Source organism: Xanthomonas sp. NCPPB 3582 (assembly GCF_041475735.2).
Taxonomy (GTDB): domain Bacteria; phylum Pseudomonadota; class Gammaproteobacteria; order Xanthomonadales; family Xanthomonadaceae; genus Xanthomonas; species Xanthomonas codiaei.
In genome coordinates, this window is record NZ_CM192968.1 from 5002930 (window position 1) to 5024815 (window position 21886).

At 68.1% G+C, this 21886-nt stretch carries 18 protein-coding genes; 11 read left to right on the forward strand and 7 right to left on the reverse strand.

Features of this window, described 5'->3' with window-relative positions; translation table 11 throughout:
* The first annotated feature begins 185 nt into the window (after window positions 1-185).
* The 9 genes from ACCQ05_RS21265 (at window position 186) to ACCQ05_RS21305 (ending at window position 13897) form a co-directional block, all read left to right on the forward strand.
* Complete coding sequence (locus tag ACCQ05_RS21265; protein ID WP_372392422.1) at window positions 186-1814, forward strand: TldD/PmbA family protein; 1629 nt, start codon at window positions 186-188, stop codon at window positions 1812-1814.
* A gap of 855 nt (window positions 1815-2669) precedes the next feature.
* Window positions 2670-4304: a TldD/PmbA family protein gene (locus ACCQ05_RS21270; protein ID WP_372392423.1), complete on the forward strand. Its 1635-nt coding sequence runs from the start codon at window positions 2670-2672 to the stop codon at window positions 4302-4304.
* Between the two features lie 14 nt (window positions 4305-4318).
* Window positions 4319-5653, forward strand: coding sequence for a TldD/PmbA family protein (locus ACCQ05_RS21275; RefSeq protein WP_372392424.1), 1335 nt, complete (start codon window positions 4319-4321; stop codon window positions 5651-5653).
* Complete coding sequence (locus ACCQ05_RS21280) at window positions 5650-6468, forward strand: DUF4159 domain-containing protein (RefSeq protein WP_372392425.1); 819 nt, start codon at window positions 5650-5652, stop codon at window positions 6466-6468. Before ACCQ05_RS21275 ends, ACCQ05_RS21280 begins: the two co-directional genes overlap by 4 nt.
* Window positions 6469-6682: 214 nt before the next feature.
* A complete protein-coding gene (locus tag ACCQ05_RS21285) occupies window positions 6683-7675 on the forward strand; it encodes an AAA family ATPase (RefSeq protein WP_372392426.1) in 993 nt (330 codons plus the stop codon).
* Window positions 7676-7691: 16 nt separating this feature from the next.
* Entirely contained in the window at window positions 7692-8582 is an 891-nt protein-coding gene (locus ACCQ05_RS21290; RefSeq protein WP_372394213.1) for a DUF58 domain-containing protein, read from the forward strand.
* 43 nt (window positions 8583-8625) lie between these two features.
* Window positions 8626-9813, forward strand: a complete 1188-nt coding sequence (locus ACCQ05_RS21295) for a BatA domain-containing protein (protein ID WP_372392427.1) — start codon at window positions 8626-8628, stop codon at window positions 9811-9813.
* Window positions 9810-12086 carry a hypothetical protein gene (locus ACCQ05_RS21300; RefSeq protein ID WP_372392428.1) on the forward strand — a complete coding sequence of 759 codons (2277 nt, stop codon included), beginning with the start codon at window positions 9810-9812 and terminating at the stop codon, window positions 12084-12086. Before ACCQ05_RS21295 ends, ACCQ05_RS21300 begins: the two co-directional genes overlap by 4 nt.
* Window positions 12083-13897, forward strand: a complete 1815-nt coding sequence (locus ACCQ05_RS21305; RefSeq protein WP_372392429.1) for a carboxypeptidase regulatory-like domain-containing protein — start codon at window positions 12083-12085, stop codon at window positions 13895-13897. The genes ACCQ05_RS21300 and ACCQ05_RS21305 overlap by 4 nt, the downstream gene beginning before the upstream one ends.
* A gap of 270 nt (window positions 13898-14167) precedes the next feature.
* Here ACCQ05_RS21305 and ACCQ05_RS21310 read toward each other — a convergent pair whose 3' ends face one another.
* On the reverse strand, window positions 14168-14803 hold the full coding sequence (locus ACCQ05_RS21310) for a DUF938 domain-containing protein (RefSeq protein ID WP_372392430.1): 636 nt from the start codon (window positions 14801-14803) through the stop codon (window positions 14168-14170).
* 184 nt (window positions 14804-14987) lie between these two features.
* Here ACCQ05_RS21310 and ACCQ05_RS21315 point away from each other — a divergent pair, with 184 nt between their 5' ends.
* Entirely contained in the window at window positions 14988-15344 is a 357-nt protein-coding gene (locus ACCQ05_RS21315; RefSeq protein WP_372392432.1) for a hypothetical protein, read from the forward strand.
* A gap of 82 nt (window positions 15345-15426) precedes the next feature.
* Here the strand turns inward: ACCQ05_RS21315 and ACCQ05_RS21320 are convergent, their stop codons facing one another.
* Complete coding sequence (locus ACCQ05_RS21320; RefSeq protein ID WP_372394215.1) at window positions 15427-16221, reverse strand: EcsC family protein; 795 nt, start codon at window positions 16219-16221, stop codon at window positions 15427-15429.
* Window positions 16222-16391: 170 nt separating this feature from the next.
* On the opposite strand from ACCQ05_RS21320, the gene ACCQ05_RS21325 reads away from it, so the two are divergent.
* Window positions 16392-16850: an SRPBCC family protein gene (locus ACCQ05_RS21325; protein WP_372394217.1), complete on the forward strand. Its 459-nt coding sequence runs from the start codon at window positions 16392-16394 to the stop codon at window positions 16848-16850.
* Between the two features lie 150 nt (window positions 16851-17000).
* On the opposite strand, the gene proP is transcribed toward ACCQ05_RS21325, so the two are convergent.
* From proP to ACCQ05_RS21350, 5 genes are all read right to left on the reverse strand, one after another.
* Window positions 17001-18491 (reverse strand): glycine betaine/L-proline transporter ProP, encoded by a 1491-nt coding sequence (gene proP, locus ACCQ05_RS21330; RefSeq protein WP_228962520.1) that lies wholly within the window; start codon window positions 18489-18491, stop codon window positions 17001-17003.
* A 700-nt stretch (window positions 18492-19191) separates the two neighbouring features.
* Entirely contained in the window at window positions 19192-19521 is a 330-nt protein-coding gene (locus ACCQ05_RS21335; RefSeq protein ID WP_228962521.1) for a thioredoxin family protein, read from the reverse strand.
* Between the two features lie 299 nt (window positions 19522-19820).
* The gene (locus ACCQ05_RS21340; RefSeq protein ID WP_104541359.1) at window positions 19821-20219 is read right to left on the reverse strand and encodes a host attachment family protein; all 399 of its coding nucleotides are present in this window, start codon (window positions 20217-20219) and stop codon (window positions 19821-19823) included.
* Window positions 20220-20447: 228 nt separating this feature from the next.
* A complete protein-coding gene (locus ACCQ05_RS21345) occupies window positions 20448-21488 on the reverse strand; it encodes an AI-2E family transporter (RefSeq protein ID WP_372392433.1) in 1041 nt (346 codons plus the stop codon).
* A 7-nt stretch (window positions 21489-21495) separates the two neighbouring features.
* A complete protein-coding gene (locus ACCQ05_RS21350) occupies window positions 21496-21789 on the reverse strand; it encodes a hypothetical protein (protein WP_372392434.1) in 294 nt (97 codons plus the stop codon).
* Between the last annotated feature and the right edge of the window lie 97 nt (window positions 21790-21886).

Below are 21886 nucleotides of genomic sequence, written 5' to 3' on the forward strand. Positions count from 1 at the left end.
AAACGGCGCATGCGTCCGGCCACAAGCACTCGCGTTCGCTTACTGCGACGGCCGTTACGTTCTGCAGTGCGGCCTGTGCTGCGGATCTGACAACCGGCGGCACTTGACCAAACCGGCACGTGCGGTAAGGCTCGGATGCTGGCGTGCACCTGTTGCGCTGCGCGCATCGATTGGAGAGACCGCACGTGGACCGTCGTACCTTTCTCACCCTGTCCGGCATCGGGGCCGCCGGGCTGCTGCTGCCCAATACGCGGCTGATCGCGGCCGAGCAATTGCTTGCGCCGGTGGATGCAGCGCGCAACCGGCGCCTGGCCGACACCGCGCTCACCACCGCCAAGGCAGCGGGCGCCAGCTACTGCGATGTACGCGTGGGCCGCTACCTGCGCCAGTTCGTGATCACCCGCGAGGCGCAGGTGGAGAACGTGGTCAATGCCGAATCCAGTGGGGCCGGCGTGCGCGTGCTGGCCGACGGTGCCTGGGGCTTTTCCGCCACCAATACGCTCACCAGCGATGGCGTGGCCAGCGCCACGCGGCAGGCGGTAGCCATTGCCAAGGCCAACGCGCGGCTGGGCGGTACGCCGGTACAGCTGGCACCGGTGACGCCGGCAGGCGACGTGCGCTGGCGCACGCCGATCAGGAAGAACGCGATGGAGGTGCCGCTGCAGGACAAGGTGGCCCTGCTGATGGATGTCAATGCGGCCGCGTTGAATGCCGGCGCCACCTTCGTGGCCTCGCGCCTGTTCGCCATCAACGAGCAGAAGTATTTCGCCAGCAGCGATGGCTCCTATATCGACCAGGACGTGCATCGGCTGTGGCTGCCCTTCACCGTGACTGCGGTGGACAAGGCCAGCGGCAAGTTCCGCACCCGCGACGGGCTGTCTTCGCCGATGGGCATGGGCTACGAATACCTGGATGGCGATGCGCGCGAGAAGCATGCGCTGCCGGGCGGGCTTGTCGCTTATGGGAAAAGCTACGATGCCCGCGAAGACGCCATCGCCGCCGCCAAGCAGGCGCGCGCCAAGCTCACTGTGCCATCGGTGAAGGCGGGCAAATACGATCTGGTGATCGACCCGAGCAACCTGTTCCTCACCATCCACGAATCGGTAGGCCACCCGCTCGAGCTCGATCGCGTGCTCGGCTATGAGGCCAACTACGCGGGCACCAGCTTCGCCACGCTGGACAAGCGCGATGCGAAGTTCCGGTGGGGCAGCGATGCGGTAACCTTCGTCGCCGACAAGACGCAGCCGGGCAGCCTCGGCGCGGTGGGCTACGACGACGAAGGCGTCAAGACCAAGCAATGGGAGCTGGTGAAGGACGGCATCCTGGTCGACTACCAATGCACGCGCGACCAGGCCCACCTGCTCGGCAAGACGGCTTCGGATGGCTGCAGCTACGCCGATTCCTGGTCCAACGTGCAGTTCCAACGCATGCCCAACGTGTCGCTGGCGCCGGGCAAGACACCGCTGGCGGTTGCGGACATGATCAAGAACGTGGAGCGCGGTCTGTACATCCACGGGCGAGGTTCGTATTCGATCGATCAGCAGCGCTACAACGCGCAGTTCGGCGGGCAGTTGTTCTACGAGATCGAGAACGGCCAGGTCACGCGCCTGGTGGAAGACGGCGCCTACCAGATCCGCACGCCGGAATTCTGGAATGCCTGCAGCGCGGTCTGCGATGAGCGCGACTTCCGCCTGGGTGGCTCGTTCTTCGACGGCAAGGGCCAGCCCAGCCAGGTGTCGGCGGTCTCGCATGGGTCATCCACCGCTCGGTTCGATGGCATCAACGTGATCAATACCGCACGTTCGTTGGGGTGAGGGCTGCGAGCAAACAGTTGGCAGTGTCTTTGGCAGAGCGGTCTTACTTGGAGATAGTCACAGCGCTACTTTCGACGTCCTGGTTGTTTAGATGCGATCAAAAGCCTCGTGAGTCGAGGGCGCGGCGCCCTCACCGCTCGCGGGACACGCCGCAAGTACGTCCCTGTAGGCTCGGTGGCGGCATCCATGCCGCCACACGGTCCCGCAATCGGCAAGGACACCGCACCAGGATGTTGGTCGGTTGCCTTCCCAAAAGCTTGTCCGTTGCTCGGCTTGCATCGGCACACTCGTCCCACCCACCGTTATCAAGCAACGCACTTCATGCCTTGCTTGCAACCATGCACACCGACCAGCGTGACCGGTCCTTGCCCGCCCACCGTCGCGGGACCCTTGGCGGCATGGATGCCGCCACGGAGCTTACAAGGACGTACTTGCAGCGTGTCCTGCGATGGTGGGCGGGCAAGGGCCCTGCAGCCAGGCCGCAGCTGTATCGCTGCGCGACCGAAACCTTCACCAAGTCGACCGGCTGTTTGGAGCCTGTAAGCCACCTGCTGCGCACAACGGTGCAATCGCCACGCGCGGCCCGTTAGTCAACAGGACAATGCGAGCGGCATCGATCAACCGCGCGTGGCCGCAATAACGTTGCACGCATGTGCAACCAGTCGTGTTCGCCATGCTTCAACACGGACATGCCGGGCGATTGGCCGCATGTGCGACAACGCTTATCGACATACCCCTGCCGAAAGTCATTTGACGCAGCAATCATCGCCCGGCAAGAATCGGCGATATCGCGTGGAGAGGCCTCCGCGCGTCACCACTCACCGCGCGCCGCGCGGGACTATTGGGGAGTTGCCCGTGCAGCGACGTGATTTCCTGGCCCTCACCGGGCTGACCATGGGCGGATTGATGGTGCCCGCCTATTTCGGCAATGCGATTGCCGCCGAACAGCTGTTGACGCCCTTCGATGTGGGCCGCAAGAAGCGGCTGGCCGATGCCGGGCTCACTGCCGCACGCCAGGCCGGGGCCAGCTATTGCGATGTGCGCATCGGCCGCTACCTGCGTCAGTTCGTGATCACCCGCGAAGACAAGGTGCAGAACGTGGTCAATACCGAATCCATCGGTGCCGGCATCCGCGTGATCGTGGGCGGGGCCTGGGGCTTTGCCGCCACCAACGAGCTGACCGAGCAAGGCGTGGCCAAGGCCGCCGCGCAGGCCGCGGCGATCGCCAAGGCCAATGCCAAGGTGCAGGGCACGCCGGTGCAGCTGGCAGCCACGCCCGGCGTGGGCGAGGTCAGCTGGAAAACGCCGATAAAGAAGAACGCGATGGAAGTGCCGATCAAGGACAAGGTGGACCTGCTGCTGGGCGTGAACGCCGCCGCCACCGCGGCCGGTGCCAACTTCGTCAACTCGATGCTGTTCGTGGTCAACGAGCAGAAGTATTTCGCCAGCACCGACGGCTCCTACATCGATCAGGACGTGCACCGTATCTGGGCACCGATGAGCGTGACCGCCATCGACAAGGCCAGCGGCAAGTTCCGCACCCGCGACGGGCTGTCCGCGCCGATGGGCATGGGCTACGAATATCTGGACGGCGCGGCATCGGGCAAGTTCGTCTCGCCCAACGGCGTGGTGAACTACGGTCTGTCCTACGACATGAAGGAAGACGCCATCGCCGCGGCCAAGCAGGCGCAGGAAAAGCTCAAGGCGCCGTCGGTCAAGCCCGGCAAGTACGACCTGGTGCTGGACCCCTCGCACACCTGGCTCACCATCCACGAATCGGTGGGCCACCCGCTGGAACTGGACCGCGTGCTCGGCTACGAGGCCAACTTCGCCGGGACCAGCTTCGCCACGCTGGACAAGCTCAAGGCCGGTTTCCAGTACGGCAGCGACAAGGTGCATATCGTGGCCGACAAGACCCAGCCCGGCAGCCTGGGCGCGGTGGGCTACGACGATGAAGGCGTCAAGACCAAGCAGTGGGATCTGATCCGCGACGGCAAGCTGGTGGACTACCAGGCCATCCGCGACCAGGCGCACATCCTGGGCAAGACCGCCTCCGACGGCTGCTGCTATGCCGATTCCTGGTCCAGCGTGCAGTTCCAGCGCATGGCCAATGTATCGCTGGCCGCCGGCAAGACGCCGCTGAGCGTGAGCGAGTTGATCAAGGACGTGGAGAACGGCATCTACATCATCGGCGACGGTTCGTTCTCCATCGACCAGCAGCGCTACAACGCGCAGTTCGGCGGCCAGCTGTTCTACGAGATCAAGAACGGCGCCATTACCCGCATGCTCGAAGACGTGGCCTACCAGATCCGCACGCCGGAATTCTGGAACGCCTGCAGCGCCGTGGCCGACCAGCACGACTACCGCCTGGGCGGTTCGTTCTTCGACGGCAAGGGCCAGCCGAGCCAGGTCTCGGCGGTCTCGCATGGTTCGTCCACCGCCCGCTTCGATGGCATCAACGTCATCAGCACCGCCCGCTCGCTCGGCTGACAGGAGAAACCCACATGAGCATCCTTACCGAAGCGCAGGCCAAGGCCATCCTGGACAAGGTCATCAAGCTGTCCAAGGCCGACGAGTGCACCGCCACCCTCAGCGGCTCGATCGACGGCAACATCCGATTCGCGCTCAACAACGTGTCCACCAGCGGCATCGTCGACAACACCGACCTGCAGGTGCAGGTGGCGTTCGGCAAGCGCGTGGGCGTGGCCACCATCAACGCCTTCGACGACGCCTCGCTGGAACGCGTGGTGCGCCGCGCCGAAGACCTGGCCAGGCTGGCACCAGAAAATCCGGAGTTCATGCCGGCGGTGGACAAGCAGACCTACAAACCCAGTCCTACCTTCAGCGACTCCACCGCCGCAGTGGACCCGGCGTTCCGCGCGCAGGTAGCCGCCGATTCGATCGCCCCGTGCAAGGGCAAGGGCCTGATCGCGGCCGGCTTCCTGGAAGATGGACAGAGCTTCACCGCGTTCGCCAACAGCAAGGGCAATTTCGGCTATCAGCGCGGCGCACGCTTCGACTACACCTGCACCGTGCGCACCGAAGATGGCCGCGGCTCGGGCTGGGTGGGCCGTAACCTGAAAGATGCGGCCGACTTCAAGGCCGAGCAGGACATCCGCATCGCCATGCGCAAGGCCAGCGATTCGGCCGAGGCCAAGGCGCTGGAACCGGGCAAATACACCGTGATCCTGGAGCCGGCGGCAGCGGCTGGACTGATCTCGTTCATGATGGATTTCTTCGACGCACGCATGGCCGATGAAGGTCGCAGCTTCCTGTCCAGGAAGGGCGGCGGCAACAAGCTCGGCGAGCAGGTCTACGATCCGCGCGTGAACATCAGCGCCGACCCGTGGGACCCGCGCGCGGCAGTGATGCCGTGGGACGAGGAAGGCCTGCCGCGCGAGAAGATGTCCATCGTCGAGAACGGCAAGGTCGCCAACCTGCAGTATTCGCGCTATTGGGCGCAGAAGAATGGCAAGCGTGCGGTCGGCGAGCCGGGCAACCTGCTGATGGCCGGTGGCGAGAAGAACATCGCCGAGCTGGTGCGTGGTACCGAGAAAGGCATCCTGGTCACGCGCACCTGGTACATCCGCATGGTCGACCCGCAGACCGTGCTGCTGACCGGGCTGACCCGCGACGGCACCTTCTACATCGAGAACGGCCAGATCAAATACCCGGTGAAGAATTTCCGCTTCAACGAATCGCCGATCATCATGCTCAACAACATCGACGAACTGGGCAAGCCGGTGCGCGTGGCCGGCGACGAATCCAGCTACGTGATGATGATTCCGCCGATGCGGCTGCGCGATTTCACGTTTACCTCGTTGTCGGATGCGGTGTGAGTAGGGGCCGGGATTGGGCATTCGGGATTCGGGATTCGGAGAGCGGAGCACGCGCTCCGCAATCCGGTGCGTTGTCCACGCCTCCCGTCCCCGGTATGCGAGCTTCTGCGGCGCCTGCAACGCGCCGCCATTTTCTGCAGCTGCTGCTTGGTAGCGTCGCTAGTTTGGCGCTGCCGCGGCACGCACGTGCGGCCGGGGCTTACGATTTCTGGTTTACGCGCTTGCGCTATGACTCCGGGGATTGGGATGTGGATGCGCGCATGCCGTCCAACCTGATCACCTCGTTGATCGACTACACGCAATTGCGCGTGGACCCGCAGGAACACGTCATCGACCTGGCCGATCCGCGCATGCTGCAGGCGCCGTTCTGCTATCTGTCCGGACACAAGCTGGTGGAGTTCAACCCGGCCGAGCGGCGCAACTTCGAGCGCTACGTGCGCAACGGTGGTTTCGTGTTCGTGGACGACTGCAACCACGATATCGATGGTTTGTTCGCCACCTCGTTCGAAGCGCAGATGAGCGCCCTCTTCGGCAAGCGCGCCCTGCAGAAGCTGCCGAACACGCATCGCCTCTACAGCGCGTTCTTCAAGTTTCCCGAGGGCCCGCCGGCGACCAGCTTCGAGCTCAATGGCTGGGGCGACGACCTGGTGCACGATTATCTCAAGGGCATCCACATCGACGGCCGCCTGGGCGTGCTCTACAGCAACAAGGACTACGGCTGCGAATGGGATTACGACTGGCGCAACAAACGCTTCCTGGCCGAAGACAACACCAAGTTTGGCGTGAACATCGTGATGTACGCGCTGACCAACTGACATGCTGCGCCCAGCCGCACCGGTGCACGATGATGGAAGGTTGCCAGTGCCGTTGCGTCTGTCGGTACACGTCCATACGCGGGGCAGCGTGATGCGCCCAAGCTCCGCACCAGCCGCCACGGGCTTGATGCGCACGCGCACGGGCGAAACCTCACCCGCACTACCAGATCGCACACAGCCACGCACACACGCAGCCACTTGACGAGATCGCCCCATGCCCTCCCCCGACGAACACATGCTTAACGCCCAGCTCTCCCAACTTGGCGCGCTGCGCGCGGCACTGGCGCAGGCCGTGGTCGGGCAGGAGGCGGTGGTGGAGCAGCTGCTGATCGGCCTGCTGGCCGGCGGCCACTGCCTGCTGGAAGGCGCGCCCGGGCTGGGCAAGACCTTGCTGGTGCGCTCGCTCGGCCAGGCGTTGGAGCTGCAGTTCCGCCGCGTGCAATTCACCCCGGATCTGATGCCCAGCGACATCCTGGGCACCGAGTTGCTGGAAGAAGACCATGGCACCGGGCACCGGCATTTCCGCTTCCAGCAAGGCCCGATCTTCACCAACCTGCTGCTGGCCGATGAGCTCAATCGCACCCCGCCCAAGACCCAGGCCGCGCTGCTGGAAGCGATGAGCGAACGCACGGTCAGCTACGCCGGCACCACCTACGCGCTGCCGGCACCGTTCTTCGTGCTGGCCACGCAGAACCCGATCGAGCAGGCCGGCACGTATCCGCTGCCGGAAGCGCAGCTGGATCGGTTCCTGTTGCATGTGCGCGTGGACTACCCCAGCGAGCAGGAAGAGCGCGACATCCTCAGCCAGACCACCGGCACCGCCAGCGCGCAGGTGCCCCAGGTGATGGACGCGGCCAGCGTGCAGGCGCTGCAACAACATGTGCGCCAGGTGCATGTGGGCGCGGAGCTGCTGACCTGGATCAACCGCCTGGTACGCGCCAGCCGGCCCGGCCCGCAGGCCAGCGACGCAGTGCGCCAGTGGGTCAAATGGGGCGCCGGCCCGCGCGCCGGCCAGTCGCTGGTGCTCGCGTCCAAGGCACGCGCGCTGTTGCATGGCCGGCTCGCCGCCACGCGCGAGGATGTGCTTGCGCTGGCCGCGCCGGTGATGCGGCATCGCCTGCTGCTGTCCTTCGCCGCCGAAGCCGAACAACGCACAGCCGACGATGTGATCGCCGCGCTGCTGCACGCCGTGCCGTTCCCGTCCTGATCGGGCTGTGACACAGATGCCGTTGCCGTCGCTGATTCCTGCCGAGGTGCGCAGCCGCCTGCGCGGCCTGCAGTTGCGCGCGCGTCAGGCGCAGGGCGCGCAGGGCATCGGCCAGCACGCCAGCCGCAGCCGCGGTGCCGGGCTGGAATTTGCGCAGTACCGCGCCTACGAGCCGGGCGACGCACTGCGCCAGATCGACTGGAAACTCTACGCACGCTCGGACCGCTTCTTCGTGCGCGAAGCCGAGCGCGAAAGCCCGCTGACGCTGTGGCTGTTGCTCGATGCCACCGCATCGGCCGGGCAGACCGACAGCGCGCGGCCAGAGCACAGCCGCCTGCACACGATGGCAACCCTGGCCGCCTGTGCGGCGGAAGTAGCGTTGCAGCAGGGCGACCGCGTCGGCCTGTACGCCTTGCATGGCGGCGGCCTGGTCGCGGTGCCGGCCGGCGTCGGCAGCCGTCAGCGCGACCGCCTGTGGCTGGCCTTGCATGGCTTGCGCGCGGGTGGCCGCTGGCCCGGGCTGGACGCGCTGCGGCCGTTGTGGGAACGCATTGCCGCGCACGACCTGCTGTTGTCCATCGGCGACGGATTCGACGAGGAACTGGCCGGCGCGCTTGAAAAATTCGCCGCCGCGCGTCGCGAGGTGCTGCAGCTGCAGGTGCTGACCTGCGACGAACGCGATTTCCCGTTCGCTGGCGGCCATCGCTTCCGCGATCCGGAAACCGGGCAGGAGCTGCTCGGCGACGGTGCGGCCATGCGCGCGGACTACCTGCAGCGCTTCGCCGAAGCACAGCGCGCGCGGCAGGCGCGCTGGCAGGCCGCCGGCATTCGCCACGCCGTGCATTACCTGGATGCGCCGGCCGATGCCGCGTTGCGCCAGTTGTTCGCGCAAGGCGCACCGCGATGAGCCGGCAGGTCGTCCGCGCCCACACCGCCAGGCGGGTGCCGCAGTGAATCTGCTGCTGCTCTTGCCCGCCGGCCTGGCTGCACTGGCCGCCCTGATCCTGCCCTTGCTGATCCACCTGGCACGGCGCAGCGAGCACCGGCCCACCGACTTCGCCGCGTTGCGCTGGCTGCGGGCGATGCCGCGCCCGCGCCACCGGGTACGCTTCGACGAGTGGCCGCTGCTGGTGCTGCGTTTGCTGTTGCTGGCCGCACTGGCCGTGCTGCTGGCCGAGCCGGCACTGCGCGACCGGCAGGACAGCCGCCCGCGCATCGCGGTCAGCCCGGGCGTGGATCTGGCCGCGGCACGCGCGCTGCCCCACGCCGATGACGCGCAATGGCTCTGGCTGGCGCCAGGGTTTGCGCCGATCGATGCCGATACCGCTGATGACCCCAGCCCCGCAAGCTTGGGCAGCGCGCAGCCGGTCGGCAGCCTGCTGCGCGAACTCGACGCCAGCCTGCCGGCCGATGCGGCGCTCAGCGTGATCGTGCCCGCGCAGTGGGGCGCGCTGGATGCGCAGCGCGTGCAGCTCGCGCGCGCCGTGCAGTGGCAGGTGCTGCCCGGCCGCTCACCGCTGCCAGCGCCTACGCCACCGGCCACGCTGCGCCTGCAGGTGGTGGCCGACGACAGCGCGGCGCCGGCGCTGCGCTATCTGCGCGCGGTCCATGCGGCATGGGCGCTGCCGGGCAGCCTGCCGGTCGTTGCGCCGGCGGCGGCGCAACCGTCGCGCTGGGCGCCCGGCACGGTGGTGGTCTGGCTGTCGCCCAGCGCCCCGCCGGCGCCGGTGGTCGCCTGGGTCGCGGCGGGCGGACAACTGGTACTGCAGGCGCAGGCACCGGTTCCGACTGCACTTGCCGCACCGCTGCAAGCGCTCACCGAAACCGATGGCGCAGCCCTGCTGGATGCCGCAGCGCTGGGCCGTGGCCGGGTACTGCGCTGGACCGCACCGCTGCAGCCGCCGCAGTTGCCCGCGCTGCTGGATGCCGATTTTCCGGCCCGCCTGCGCGCCGCGCTGCAGCCGCCGCCCACCGTCCAGACCGCGCCGGCGCAGACCCAACACCCGCAGCGTGGCGCCACGATCCGGCTCGACCTGCCGCCGCAGTCGCTGGCACCGTGGCTGATTGGCCTGGTGCTGCTGCTGTTCGCGCTCGAACGCTGGCTGGCTACCGCACCACGCCGGAACGCAGCGGCATGAGCACCCCCGAGCTGCAGCGCGCGTGGCAGGCCGCACGCCGGCGGGCGGCGGCCGGCGTGCTGCTGTTCGGGCTGCCGCTGGCAGTGCTGCCGGCGGTGCTGGCCTGGCGCCTGCAGGCCGCACCCGCGCCGTGGTGGCTTGCAGGCGCGCTGGTTGCGGGCCTGCTGGTGCTGGCAGCGGTGGCACTGCGGGCAGCACGCCGGCTGGACCAGGCCTGGCTGATCCGCCGGCTGGACCAGGCGCCGGCGCTGGAAGACAGCAGCGACCTGCTGTTCGTCCCGCGCGACCGCCTCGGCCCGCTGCAGGCGTTGCAACGGCAGCGACTGGAACAACGCCTGCGCAGCAGCCCGCCCGATCTGCGTTCGGCCTGGCCGTGGCGGCGCGCCGGGCCGTGGAGCCTGCTGGGCGTGCTCGCCTGTGCGGCGCTGCTACTGTGGCCGCCGCAGGCACCATCGCCATCGGCGAACGACGACCGTGTCGCCGCCGCGCGTGCCACCCGCGGCGCCCCTGTGCTGCGGCAGGCGCGGCTGCACAGCACGCCACCGGCCTACACCGGCCTGCCCGCCGCACGGCTGCCCGGCCTGGACGCGCGGGTGCCGGCCGGCACCCGGCTGGACTGGCAGCTGCAGGTCAGCCCCACCCCGCGCACGGTAGCGCTGCGGCTCGGCAATGGCCGCCTGGTCGCGCTGACCCGGCAAGGCCGCAGCGACCAGTGGCAGGGCCAGTGGCTGGCCGAACGGCCGGCGCTGTATCGCATCCTGATCGATGGCGCGCCCGCCGACGGCAGCTTGCACCGGCTGGACGTGCTGCCGGACCGCCCGCCGCAGGTCCGCGTACTGGCGCCCGAGCAGAGCCTGGTGCTGTGGACGCCGGGCAAGGCGGGCTGGACGCTGCAGTTCGACGCCAACGACGACTACGCCGTGGCCGCCAGCGCCGAACTGCGGCTGACCTTGGCCCAGGGCAGCGGCGAGAACATCACCTTCAGCACCCAGCGCCGCACCCTCACCGGCAGCGGCCCGGCCAACCGCCGCCGCTTCGCCATCACCCTGCAGCCACAGGCGCTGGGCATGGCCGCCGGCGACGACCTGATCGCCCAGCTCATCGTCCACGACACCCGCCAGCCCGGCCCGCAGGAAGGCCGCAGCGCCAGCGTGATCCTGCGCTGGCCACCGCCCGAGGTGACCATGGCCGCCGGCCTGGAGGCCAGCGTCAAACGCACCCTGCCGGCCTACTTCCGCAGCCAGCGCCAGATCATCATCGACGCGCAGGTGCTGCTGAAGGAACGACCGCGCCTGGACGCGGCCAGTTATCTCAAGCGCTCCGACGCCATCGGCGTGGACCAGCGCCTGCTGCGGCTGCGCTACGGCCAGTTCCTGGGCGAAGAGAGCGAAGGCGCGCCCCAGGCCCCGCCCGCCGCCGACGCACCTACCAGCGCTGCCCCGGCCGACGATCTGCCAACAGCCGACATGCCGATCGCCGATGCCCCTGCGCCGCCGGAGCACCCGCCTGCCACGGCCGGCAACGACGATCACGACGATCACGATCACGACGCGCATCCGCCCGGCGCCGCCGCGCTCGACGACCATGACCATGACCACGACCACGGCGCCGCGCCCGCCACGCGCAGCGGCTTCGGCCAGGCGCAGGACGTGCTGTCCGAGTTCGGGCACACCCACGACCACGCCGAAGCCGCCACCTTGCTCGACCCCAAGACCCGCGCCCTGCTGCGCGCCGCGCTGGACCAGATGTGGCAGTCCGAAGGCGAGCTGCGTCAGGGCCACCCCGAGCGCGCCCTGCCCTATGCCAACAAGGCGCTGGGCTTCATCAAGCAGGTGCAGCAGGCCGAGCGCATCTACCTGCCGCGGGTGGGCACGCAGCTGCCGCCGATCGACCCCAGCCGGCGCATGAGCGGCAAGCGCGACGGGCTGGTGCACGGCGCCGATGCGCTGGTCGAGCGCAGCGTGGCCGACCCGCAGCCGATGGCGTTGTGGCAGGCGCTGGGCGAGCCCGCAGCGACCAGCGATGGCGCCGCGCTGGATGCCTTTGCGCGCTGGCTACCCGCGCACGAAGCCGCCCTCGACGACCCGCTCGATCTGGCGGCCGCCATCGAGACCCTGCGTGCCAGCCCCGCCTGTACCGCTTGCCGGCAACGCCTGCGCGCGCTGCTCTGGCCGCTGTTGGTCCGCCCGCCGGCGGCCGTGCAGCCGCGCCCAGCCGCCGATGCCGGCGGCCAGCGCTATCTCGATGCGCTGCACGCACAGGAGCGCCCATGATGCCGGCCTGCGGTGTCCTGGCGGCCCTGGCCGCGATCACCGTGCTGGCCTGGTGGCGGCTGCGCCGCGCGCGCCTGCCGGCCTGGCGCAAGACCACGTTGCTGGCGCTGCAACCCGTGTGCGCAGCGCTGCTGTACTGGGCGCTGTTTCCGCCCTCGCAACCCGGCACCGCCGGCACCCTGGTGGTGGCCACCGCCGGCGCCAGCGCTGCGGCACTGCAGGCCGCAGCGGGCGACACCGTCATCGCCCTGCCGGAAGCCCCCGCTGCGCTGCGCATGGCCGAGCGCATGCCCGATCTGGCCACCGCGCTGCGCCGCCACCCCGGCACCACCGGGCTGCGCATCGTCGGCGCCGGCCTGCCCGCGCGCGACCGCGACGTCGCACGGGGCTGGCCGCTGCGCTATGCCGCACCGCCGCCCGTCCCCGGCCTGAGCGCATTGGACACGCCCGCGCTCGCCGCGCCCGGCACCGAGGTGGCGATCCAGGGCCGCATCGGCGGGCTGCGCGCCGCCAGGCTGGAGCTGCTGGATCCGGCCGGCCGGCGCGTCGACCTGGCCAGGCCCGACGCCGATGGCCGCTTCCGGCTCAGTGGCAACGTGCGCGGTGTGGGCGAGAGCGTGTTCCTGGTGCGGGTGCTCGGCCCCGATGGTCGGGTACGCGACCAGGCCACGCTGCCGGTGTCGGTGGTGGAAAGCCCGGCGCCCAGCCTCTGGATCCTGGCCGGCGCCCCGCAACCCGACCTCAAGTACCTGCGCCGCTGGGCCAATGACGCCGGGCTGCAGTTGCACACCCAGATCGCCACCGGCGGCGGCATGCAGCTGGGCGATGCGCCGCGCCCGCTCGATGCCGCCACGCTGGACCGCAGCGACGTGCTGATCGTCGACGAGCGCGCGCTGGCCGGGTTGCCGCGTGCGCAACGCAGCGCCCTGCGCGCGGCGGTCGAACGCGGGCTTGGGGTGCTGCTGCGCTTGAGCGGGCCGCCCGATGCCGCACAGCGCAGCGCGATGGCCGACCTCGGCCTGGCGCTGGGCGGCGATGGCACCGCCGCGCCGCTGCAGATCGCATCGGCCTCGGCCGCTGCGCAGCCGCCTGCCGCAGCGACTGCGGGCGGTACGGACGCGGGCCGGCAGCCAGGCGACTCGGCCGATCCCACGACGGCAGCGCTGCCCGCGCTGGAGCGACGCGCACTGGCGCCCACCGATGCCGACGCCATCGCCGTCGGCCGCGCGCCCGACGGCACGCCCTACGCCTGGTGGCGCGCCCTGGGCCGCGGGCGCATCGGCCTGATCGCCATCACCGACAGCTACCGCCTGGTACTGAGCGGCCGCTCCGACCTGCACGCCGCATTGTGGAGCCAGACGCTTGCCGCAGTGAGCCGGGCCAAACCCAGCGCCCGCGCGCCCATCCGCACCGGCTGGCGCGACCAACGCATCGACCTGTGCGGCCTGGGCACTGCCGCGCAGCTGCAGGCACCCGACGACAGCCGCCAACCGCTGCCGCCGGCTCCAGACACCGGCACCGCCGCCTGTGCCGGCCTCTGGCCCGGGCAGGCCGGCTGGTACCGCTGGCAGGACGGCCAACGCCGCGGTGCGCTCTACGTCCGTGCCCCCACCGAGGCGCCTGCCCTGTTCGCCAACACACAACGCAGCGCCACCCTGGCCCTGGTCGACACCAGCGCATCGCCACATGCAGCGCACGCCACAGCGCAGCCTGGCCCGCGCTGGCCATGGTGGCTGGCGTTCGTGCTCGTTGCCGCGTTGCTGTGGTGGCTGGAGCGGTGGCGCAGTGGCAGGACGCAGCAGGCCGGCTAGGCGCCGGACGTGCACGGCCAGCGCGTCGCACTGCGGGCGCCCGGGTGCAGCACGTGCGAGACCGGCGCGTCGCCTGGAGCAGCCGCGCCGCGAACCTGGACCGGGCACGCAGCAGACACCCATGTTGAACGTCGCCCTTGTGACACCCACCGACACCAGGCTTCGCCGCCCCCCTCATCCGCCGCTGCACAGCGGCCTATCCCGGTGAAAGAAGGCATCTGCGTCAGTCTGTTGTGGCGCGGCCACGCGGTTTCTTGCGTCGCGGTGGGCCTACCCGCGCCGCCACACCCGGCACTGATTGTTGGCCGGCAACGCCACATCCTCAATCAGGCGTAATCCGACCGATGCCGCCAGCGCATCCACCGCTTCGGCGTCGCGGATGCCCGATGCGGGGTCGCGCTCGCGCAACATCGCATCGAAGGCCCGGTTGCTGTCGCTGGTGAAACGGCCATCGCGATTGAACGGCCCATAGATCGCCAGCACCGCCGCTGGCGCCATCACCGCCGGCAACCCGGCAAACAGCGCCTGCACCTGCGGCCAACCCATGATGTGCAGGGTGTTGGCGCTGTAGACCGCGTCGTAACCCCGTTGCCCGTCGGCCAGCACCGGCACTGGCGGTGGCGGCGCCAGGCCGGGCGCAGGCGTCAGCACCGCCTGCAGCGACACCGGCGGTGGCGTATTCGGCAAGGCCGCCTCGTCCAGCCATTGCCGCATGCCCGGCAACTGATCGGCGTGGTCGCTGGCCTGCCACTGCAGCCACGGCATCGCGGCAGCGAAATGCACGGCGTGCTGGCCGGTACCCGCGCCGATCTCCAGCACGTGGTGGCGATCGGCGAAGTGCCGCTGCAATACCGCAAGGATTGGATCGCGGTTGCGTGCGGAGGCCGGTGAGAAGGGCTTGGTCATCGTACTGGAATGCCTTTTGCGTTCTCGATTATGCCTGGCGACACGCCAGGCGAGGTCAAGTGACCAGATTGCCGATCAGAACGTCTTTGGTAATAAGCATATGGAATATGGATCTCCATCCCATCTCTTGATGCGCCAACGATGCACTATCTCGCTCGGGGGACCTACTCACGAGGACATGTGCATGAACAAGGCCGTTGCTTTTTGCACCACGAGTATCTTGTTGGCTGCTGCCAGCCTGATGTACGCGCCAAGCGCTAACGCACAGGCATCAACCGTGCTGCTTGATTGCACAGGCAGTGATTATTGCTGGGCAGGGGTAGATAGTCCCGGGTCTCCGCAACCATTCAAATATGCATGGAGTTTCAGCAACACGGCCGGTGCCATCTTCCCTAGGAACTGCACAAATAGTTCCGACTGTTCTTTCTACCGTCCGCGGGGCAACACCTTCATCAACGCTACGGTGATGGTGAGCGACGCCAATAACCAATTCATTGGATCCGCCACCGCACGCGCCCTGTGTACGGCGCAACCTATTTGACTGGGGCCTGACGACAGCTTGCATACGTTAGTGATCGGGTCGATCAGTCGAGGTGCGGCTGATCGACCCGATACGTTAGCTCTCAGCGCGGCGCAGGCAGCGCCTCATACGCCCGGCGCACCGCATCGGTGCCGAACTGGCGCTCCAGCCGGCGCACGATGAAGTGGCCGCGTGCCATCGCCTGGAAATGGCGCATGAACACCGTATTGAGCGTGGCGCCGCTCACCGCGCCCACCAGCGGCACGGCCTGCACGGCGAGCTTCTCCCCCACATTGACCGAGAACTTGGCGGCGATGCGCGACACCAGCGAGACCAGCGCCGGTGCGCCCTTGCTGGCGAAGCCGTGCGCGGCGACATGGCGAGCGGCCGCACTGAGCTGTTGCGCCATTGCCGCGCGCACCGCGAAGTAGCCCGATTCGGCACCATCGTCGACCGCGCTGCGACCACCGTGCGCCAGCACTTCCAGGCAGGCCAGCGCGGTTTCCGGGTCCTGCAGCGATTCGCCTTCGGCGCGGGCGATATCGGCGATCGAGCGCAGCATCACCGTGGTGGTCAGCGGCAGCTCCACCATCAAGCCGGGCAGGCCGAAGAAGCCGCCGGCGCCACCGGCCACCGCAACCGCCAGCGTATGGCCGGTGGTTGAGGCCGGCTGCAGCGCATCGGTCTTGCCACGCAGGCTCAGCAGCGCGGACTTCATCGCCACTTGCAGGGCGCGGCGGGTGGCGGCATCGATGCTGCGGGTCACCAGCCTGGGCAGCCGCTTGCTGATCAGGCTCTCGATCGGCGCGCCCAGCGCATTGGCCAACTGGGCCGCCACGCCGGGGTTTTCCAGCAAGGCATGGGCGGTGGCCAGGTCGCGCTGCGCGGCAGCGTCCATCACCGGTATCGGAAGCGTCGTCATGCCTGCTCTGCTCATCGAAGGACCGTGCCAATGGTACCCAGCGCCATGTGAGCGCTACACAAGCGCCGCGCCCGACCATCGCGCAAGGCTGCAATTGGCAGGCAAAATGCGCCATCATCGGCATCTACGCAGCCAATGCCCTCGACATGAAGCACGAGATCCGCCATAGCGTCGTGATCGCCGCCGCACCGGAGGTGGTCTCTGCCGCGCTGTCCGAGCCGGCGCAACTGGCGCGTTGGTGGACGCGCGAGGTGCGCCAGGTCGATGGCCGCGTCTGCCTGGACTGGAGCGGGCACGGCTGGCACGTGGAACTGCGCATCGATGCCGGCGCCGACCATCGGCTGGTGTGCTGGCGCTGCGAGCGTTCCAACATGCTCGACACCAGCGCCTGGGAGGGCACGGTGATGCGTTTCGACCTGATCTCCACTGGCGAAGGCACGCGCGTGGAATTCGTACAGTCCGGCTACCGCGAGTCGCCATGCCTGGAGGTCTGCCGCCAGGGCTGGCAGTTCTTCCTGGGCAGCAGCCTCAAGCGTCATGTCGAAACCGGGAAGGGCATGCCGTATCCGGACATGCCCGATACCCGCGATCCGGCGCTGCGCTGAGCGCCGGCGCCAGGCCAGGAGCGGCTACCACAACGTAGCGAGGGATCATCAGGTCGGCGCGCATGTACCACAGCGTACGCGTGGTACATGCCGCACCGGGCACCGGCCGCGCCCGCCTGGTGGTGAGCGCAGTCGTTTGCTCAGCCCCTCTTAGGCGGTGCGCGGCTGGCCCACCGACGGCTGGTGGGTCAGCGGCAGCTGCGCATCCACCGTCACCGGGCTGTCGGTCTGCAACAACGCACGCGCTTCGGCGTCGCTGGCCACGGCCGGCGGCGAGCCGCGCAGCGGCAGGCCGGCGGTTTCGCGCACGAACAGCATCGTCACCAGGCCGATCGCCGCCGCCCCCATCAGGTAATACGCCGGCACCAGCGGGTCGCCGGTGCGTTCCACCAGCCAGGCGGTGACCAGCGGCGTGGTGCCGCCGAACAACGACACCGAGACGTTGAAGGCGATCGACAGGGCGCTGTAGCGCACCGGGGTGTAGAACAGCGCCGGCAGCGTGGACGGCATCGAGCTGGTGAAGCACACCAGCGCCAGGCCCAGCAGCATCAGCCCGGCGAAGATCAACCCATCGTGGCCGCTGCCGATCAGCAACAGGCACGGAATCGCCAGCGCAATCAGCGCAACACAGGCGCCGATGATCATCGGGCGGCGGCCCAGCCTGTCGCTGAACAGGCCGCCGACGATATTGAGCGGCATCATCACCAGCATCACCAGGATGATCAGCAGCAAGCCCTTGCTCTCGGCATAGCCCATGGTGACGCTGAGGTAGCTGGGCATGTAGGTCAGCAGCATGTAGTCGGTGACGTTGAACACCAGCACCAGACCCACGCACTTGAGCAGCTGCGGCCAGTGCAGGCGCAGCAGCGTCATCAGGCCCTGGCCGGCGGTCTCGCGTTCGCGCTGCTCCGATTGCTCGGTATAGGCGCGAAACGCCGGGGTTTCTTCCAGTTTCATGCGCATGTACAGGCCCAGCAGGCCGAGCGGGCCGGCGATCAGGAACGGCACGCGCCAGCCCCAGTCCAGCATCTGCTCAGGGGTCACGCTCATGTGCAATGCCGTCACGGTGGCGGCGCCGGCGATGTAGCCGCCCAAAGTGCCGAACTCCAGCCAGCTGCCCATCAGGCCGCGATTGCGGTCGGTGGCGTATTCGGCGATGAAGGTCGCCGCGCCCCCGTATTCGCCGCCGGTAGAAAAGCCTTGCACCAGTCGCGCGATCAGCAGCAATGCCGGGGCCCACAGGCCGATGCTGTCATAGGACGGAATCAGCCCGATGCTGAAGGTACCCAACGCCATCAGGATCATCGTGGCCGCCAGCACTTTCTGACGTCCGTAGCGATCGCCCAGCGGACCGAACACCATGCCGCCGATGGGCCGCACCAGGAACGCCACGGTAAAGGTGGCAAAGGTGGCGATCAGCTGCGCGGTGGGATTGCTGGCCGGAAAGAACACCTGGCCCAGCGTCACCGCCAGATAGCCGTAGACGCCAAAATCGAACCACTCCATCGCGTTGCCCAGCGCTGCCGCGCCAACGGCGCGGCGCAGCATGCCGCGATCCACCACGGTGACCTCGTCCAGTTGCAGCTGGCGGCGGCGTTTGAACCAGCCAAAATGCGATCGAATCGCGCGCGTGTCGTGCATGTGCAATCTCCGGAAACGGCCACCGCTACCTGCTCGTCCTGGCAACGCACAGGACACGGCCAATCGCATGCACGGCATCGGCACATGCATTGCAACAGCCGGAGGCATTCCCGGACGGCCGCGTCAACTCAGCGGCGCTGCGGGACAGATGACCAATGGGATGGGCGTACACCCAAGGGCTTGATCAGCGCGACATGGTACACCAGCGCGCCGATCGCTGCAGGCGCGACCGTGAAAAACGCTCGATTTGCAGGGATTTCCGCAGCGCAATGGGGTCTCACCCCTTCGCGTGGAGCGGCTGAAAGAACATGCCGAACGGTCGGCAGATAAGTATGGGCGATGCGCCTGGATCCGCGATGTACACGGGATACTGTCGATGCCCGGCGCCGCACGAAATGCACGATTTCCAGGGATTTCGGCAGTCGGGATCGATCTCATGGCCGCGTAAAGCGGCTTACAGAACGTAACGGACGGTGGTCGGATACACGTGGACGAGGCGCTCAGCGCCGAACTGCGTGCGTGGCGCTGTCGCTGCCAAACACCGGCAGCATCCATCTGGCGGCTGCGCAGTCGGTTGTCGGCTGCGATGCGTCGCGTTCGACCACATGCACCGCGCATTGCACGCCATACGACACGTCAACCTCACTTGCCCAGGGCAAGATCATTGCCCGTGTTGAGAAGGCTTACGTGCAACGCGATGTCACTGCGTATCCAGTGCCGTCAACAGGTCCTGCAGATCCTCGCGCGTCTGCGGGCGCACGGCGCGTGCGACTTCTTCCCCATCGCGCAACAGGATCACCGTTGGCCACAGCTTGACCCGGAAAGACCGTCCCAACGGCCGGCCTTTTCCGTCTTCGACCTTGCGGTAGTCCACCGCATCGTAAGCGCCCAGCAGTTTCTGCAGCAGCGGCTGGGCGGCAATGCAGTGCCCGCACCAGTCGGTGCCGAATTCCAGTATCTGCAGCCCAGGCTGCGCGTCGACGGCGCTGCGTTCCGGTGCCTGCGTGGCGTATTGACGAACGAACCCCATCGGCACTGTCTCCGTGGCTGTGCGTGATTGATGCAGACAGCCTGCCATGTTTGCGTGCCTGGCATGGGCTCAGGCACGGATATCGACACCTTCGATGCGCAGTCCAACCGCGGCTGCATGGGCAGGACATATGACGCGTCTTCCTGCGATTCACTACGCCACGCATCTCTGCGTGGCGTAGCCCGCACCCGCGGTCATCAGGCAGGCACGGCACGTCGCGGAAAAAACAGACGTGCGTCAACTGTTGCCTCGTCCAGGCAACCGCGCCCGCCCTTTCTGCAACGATCGACGAAGCCGCCTCAGGACAACGCGCGCTGGATGTCTTCCAAGGGCAGATTGGTCAGGTCCTTGGCCAGATCGCCCACCAGGCGCTGCTGGGTTTGCTTGTGCAGCAAGGGGCGCACGCGGCCCAGGGTGGTGGGGTCGGCGACCAGCACCAGGTGTGTGTATTCGTTCTTCAGGGCACCATCGTTCAGAGCCTGCGACAATTGCTTGGCAAAGGTCATCTCCTCCAGGTCTGTCTCGGTGAGATCGCGCGGTGCCTTGCCGGCCGGGCCTTCGTCGTCGACGTTTTGCACGTCGGTACGCGCATGCTGGCGCAGGACCAGCTTGGCTTCGTTGCCGGTGTTGGTGAACCAGCGCGCTTCGCCGCCGTCGGCGACCACTACCAAGGCACCCTGAGGAATTTGCAGACTCATCCGATGTTCTCCTGATCGATGTCGGCACGGCACGTGTTGCACCGCGTCGACATCAAACCTAGGCGAGAAGATGTAAGCGTTGCGCCTAGCCGGTGTCAGCGTGGCGTTAGCGCGCGATGGCCAAGCCAAGCACGTGCATTGATCATGCGCAACGCTTGCCGGCTTTCGGTCGATGCAAGGATTGCGGGTCGATCCGCGGCATGTGTGTCGTATCCGCGGGCACAGCCGTTACGGCTGTTTTTGCCCCGGAATCGAGGTGGGCGTGTCCAGCGCCTCCTGCACGTACAGGCGTTTGACCAGCACAAATCCCACCACCGTCAGCGGCGCAGCCAGCAACACGCCGGCCGGGCCGAGCAGGCTGCCGATGCCGAACAAGGAGAACAGCATCAGTACCGGCGGCAGGTCCACGGTGCGTTGCTGGATCAGCGGGATCAACACATTGCCTTCGATCTGCTGCACCACCACGAACAGGGCCGCCGTGGCCAACGCCATCTGCGGACTCACGGTGAAGCCCAGCAGGATCGCGGGAATCGCCGCCACGATCGGGCCAACGATCGGCACCAAGTCCAGCAGGCCGGCGACGATGCCGAGCGCCAGCGCTCCGGGGATGCCCAGCGCCCACAGCCCCAGGCCGGTGAGCACGCCCACCACCGCCATGGCCAGCAGCTGGCCGCGCAACCACAGCCGTAGGGCGGTGCCACTGGCCTGCAAGGCGTCGTCGGTGGTGGCCCGCACATGCGCCGGCAGCAACAGCAGTACGCCGCGCCGGTACAGCTGCGGCTGCGCGGCCAGGTACACCGCGCCGGCCAGCACCAGGAACAGGTTGGCCACGCTGCCGGTGAGACCCAGCGCAAATGCACCGGCGCGTGGCGCCAGGTTGGACACGCGTGCCGGCGCCTGCCGGGCCAACTCATCCAGCGCAGGTCCCAGCGGCCCGGCCGCGATCCAGTCGTGCAGCCGCGTCCATGCCTGCGGCAAGGTGCGCTGCAACGCGCCCACCTCCGAGGCGAGCTGCGAGCCGAACAGCCACAACAAGGCGGTGAACCCCAGCGCGAGTACGACCACCACCACCGCCAGCGCCCAACCGTCGGACAGGCGCGTATGGCGTGTCACCCAGCTGGTCAGCGCGCGCAGCAGCACCGCCACCACGATTGCGCCGAACACCATCAGCAGCAGGTCCGAGAGGGTCCACAGCAACCATGCGCAGCCCACCAGGGCCAGCACCACGATCACACGGATGACAAAGGCACGAAGCTCGGAAGAGGGCATCTGCGGCTCACGGCAAAAACGGCCGACAGCCTAGCGAGGACGGCGAGAAGGCCATGTGCCCGCGGCAGCGCGGTGCCGGCGGCGCAGTGCCCCATTGCACGCGGCGCACACCAGCGCTGCCGCCGGCGACCAGCTGGCGCAACGCACGCATCGCGATGGCCGGCGCATCGCCAACAGCGCGCCCGTACCGGTAGCCGTGCGCCAAGGCCATCTGGTCTGGCAGCTGTTGGTGCATGTCGTTCGGCGATGGCGGCAGCACGATGCCAGCATCGGTCTGGTCGAAGTCACTGGCCCACCGCATCTCGGCAGCAGGCCGCCGGGCGCGCGCCTCAGGGCGGCGAACAGGACCTCGCGCATCGGCCAGGTGGATGTGGACGGAGCGCCCGGAACCGGCATCT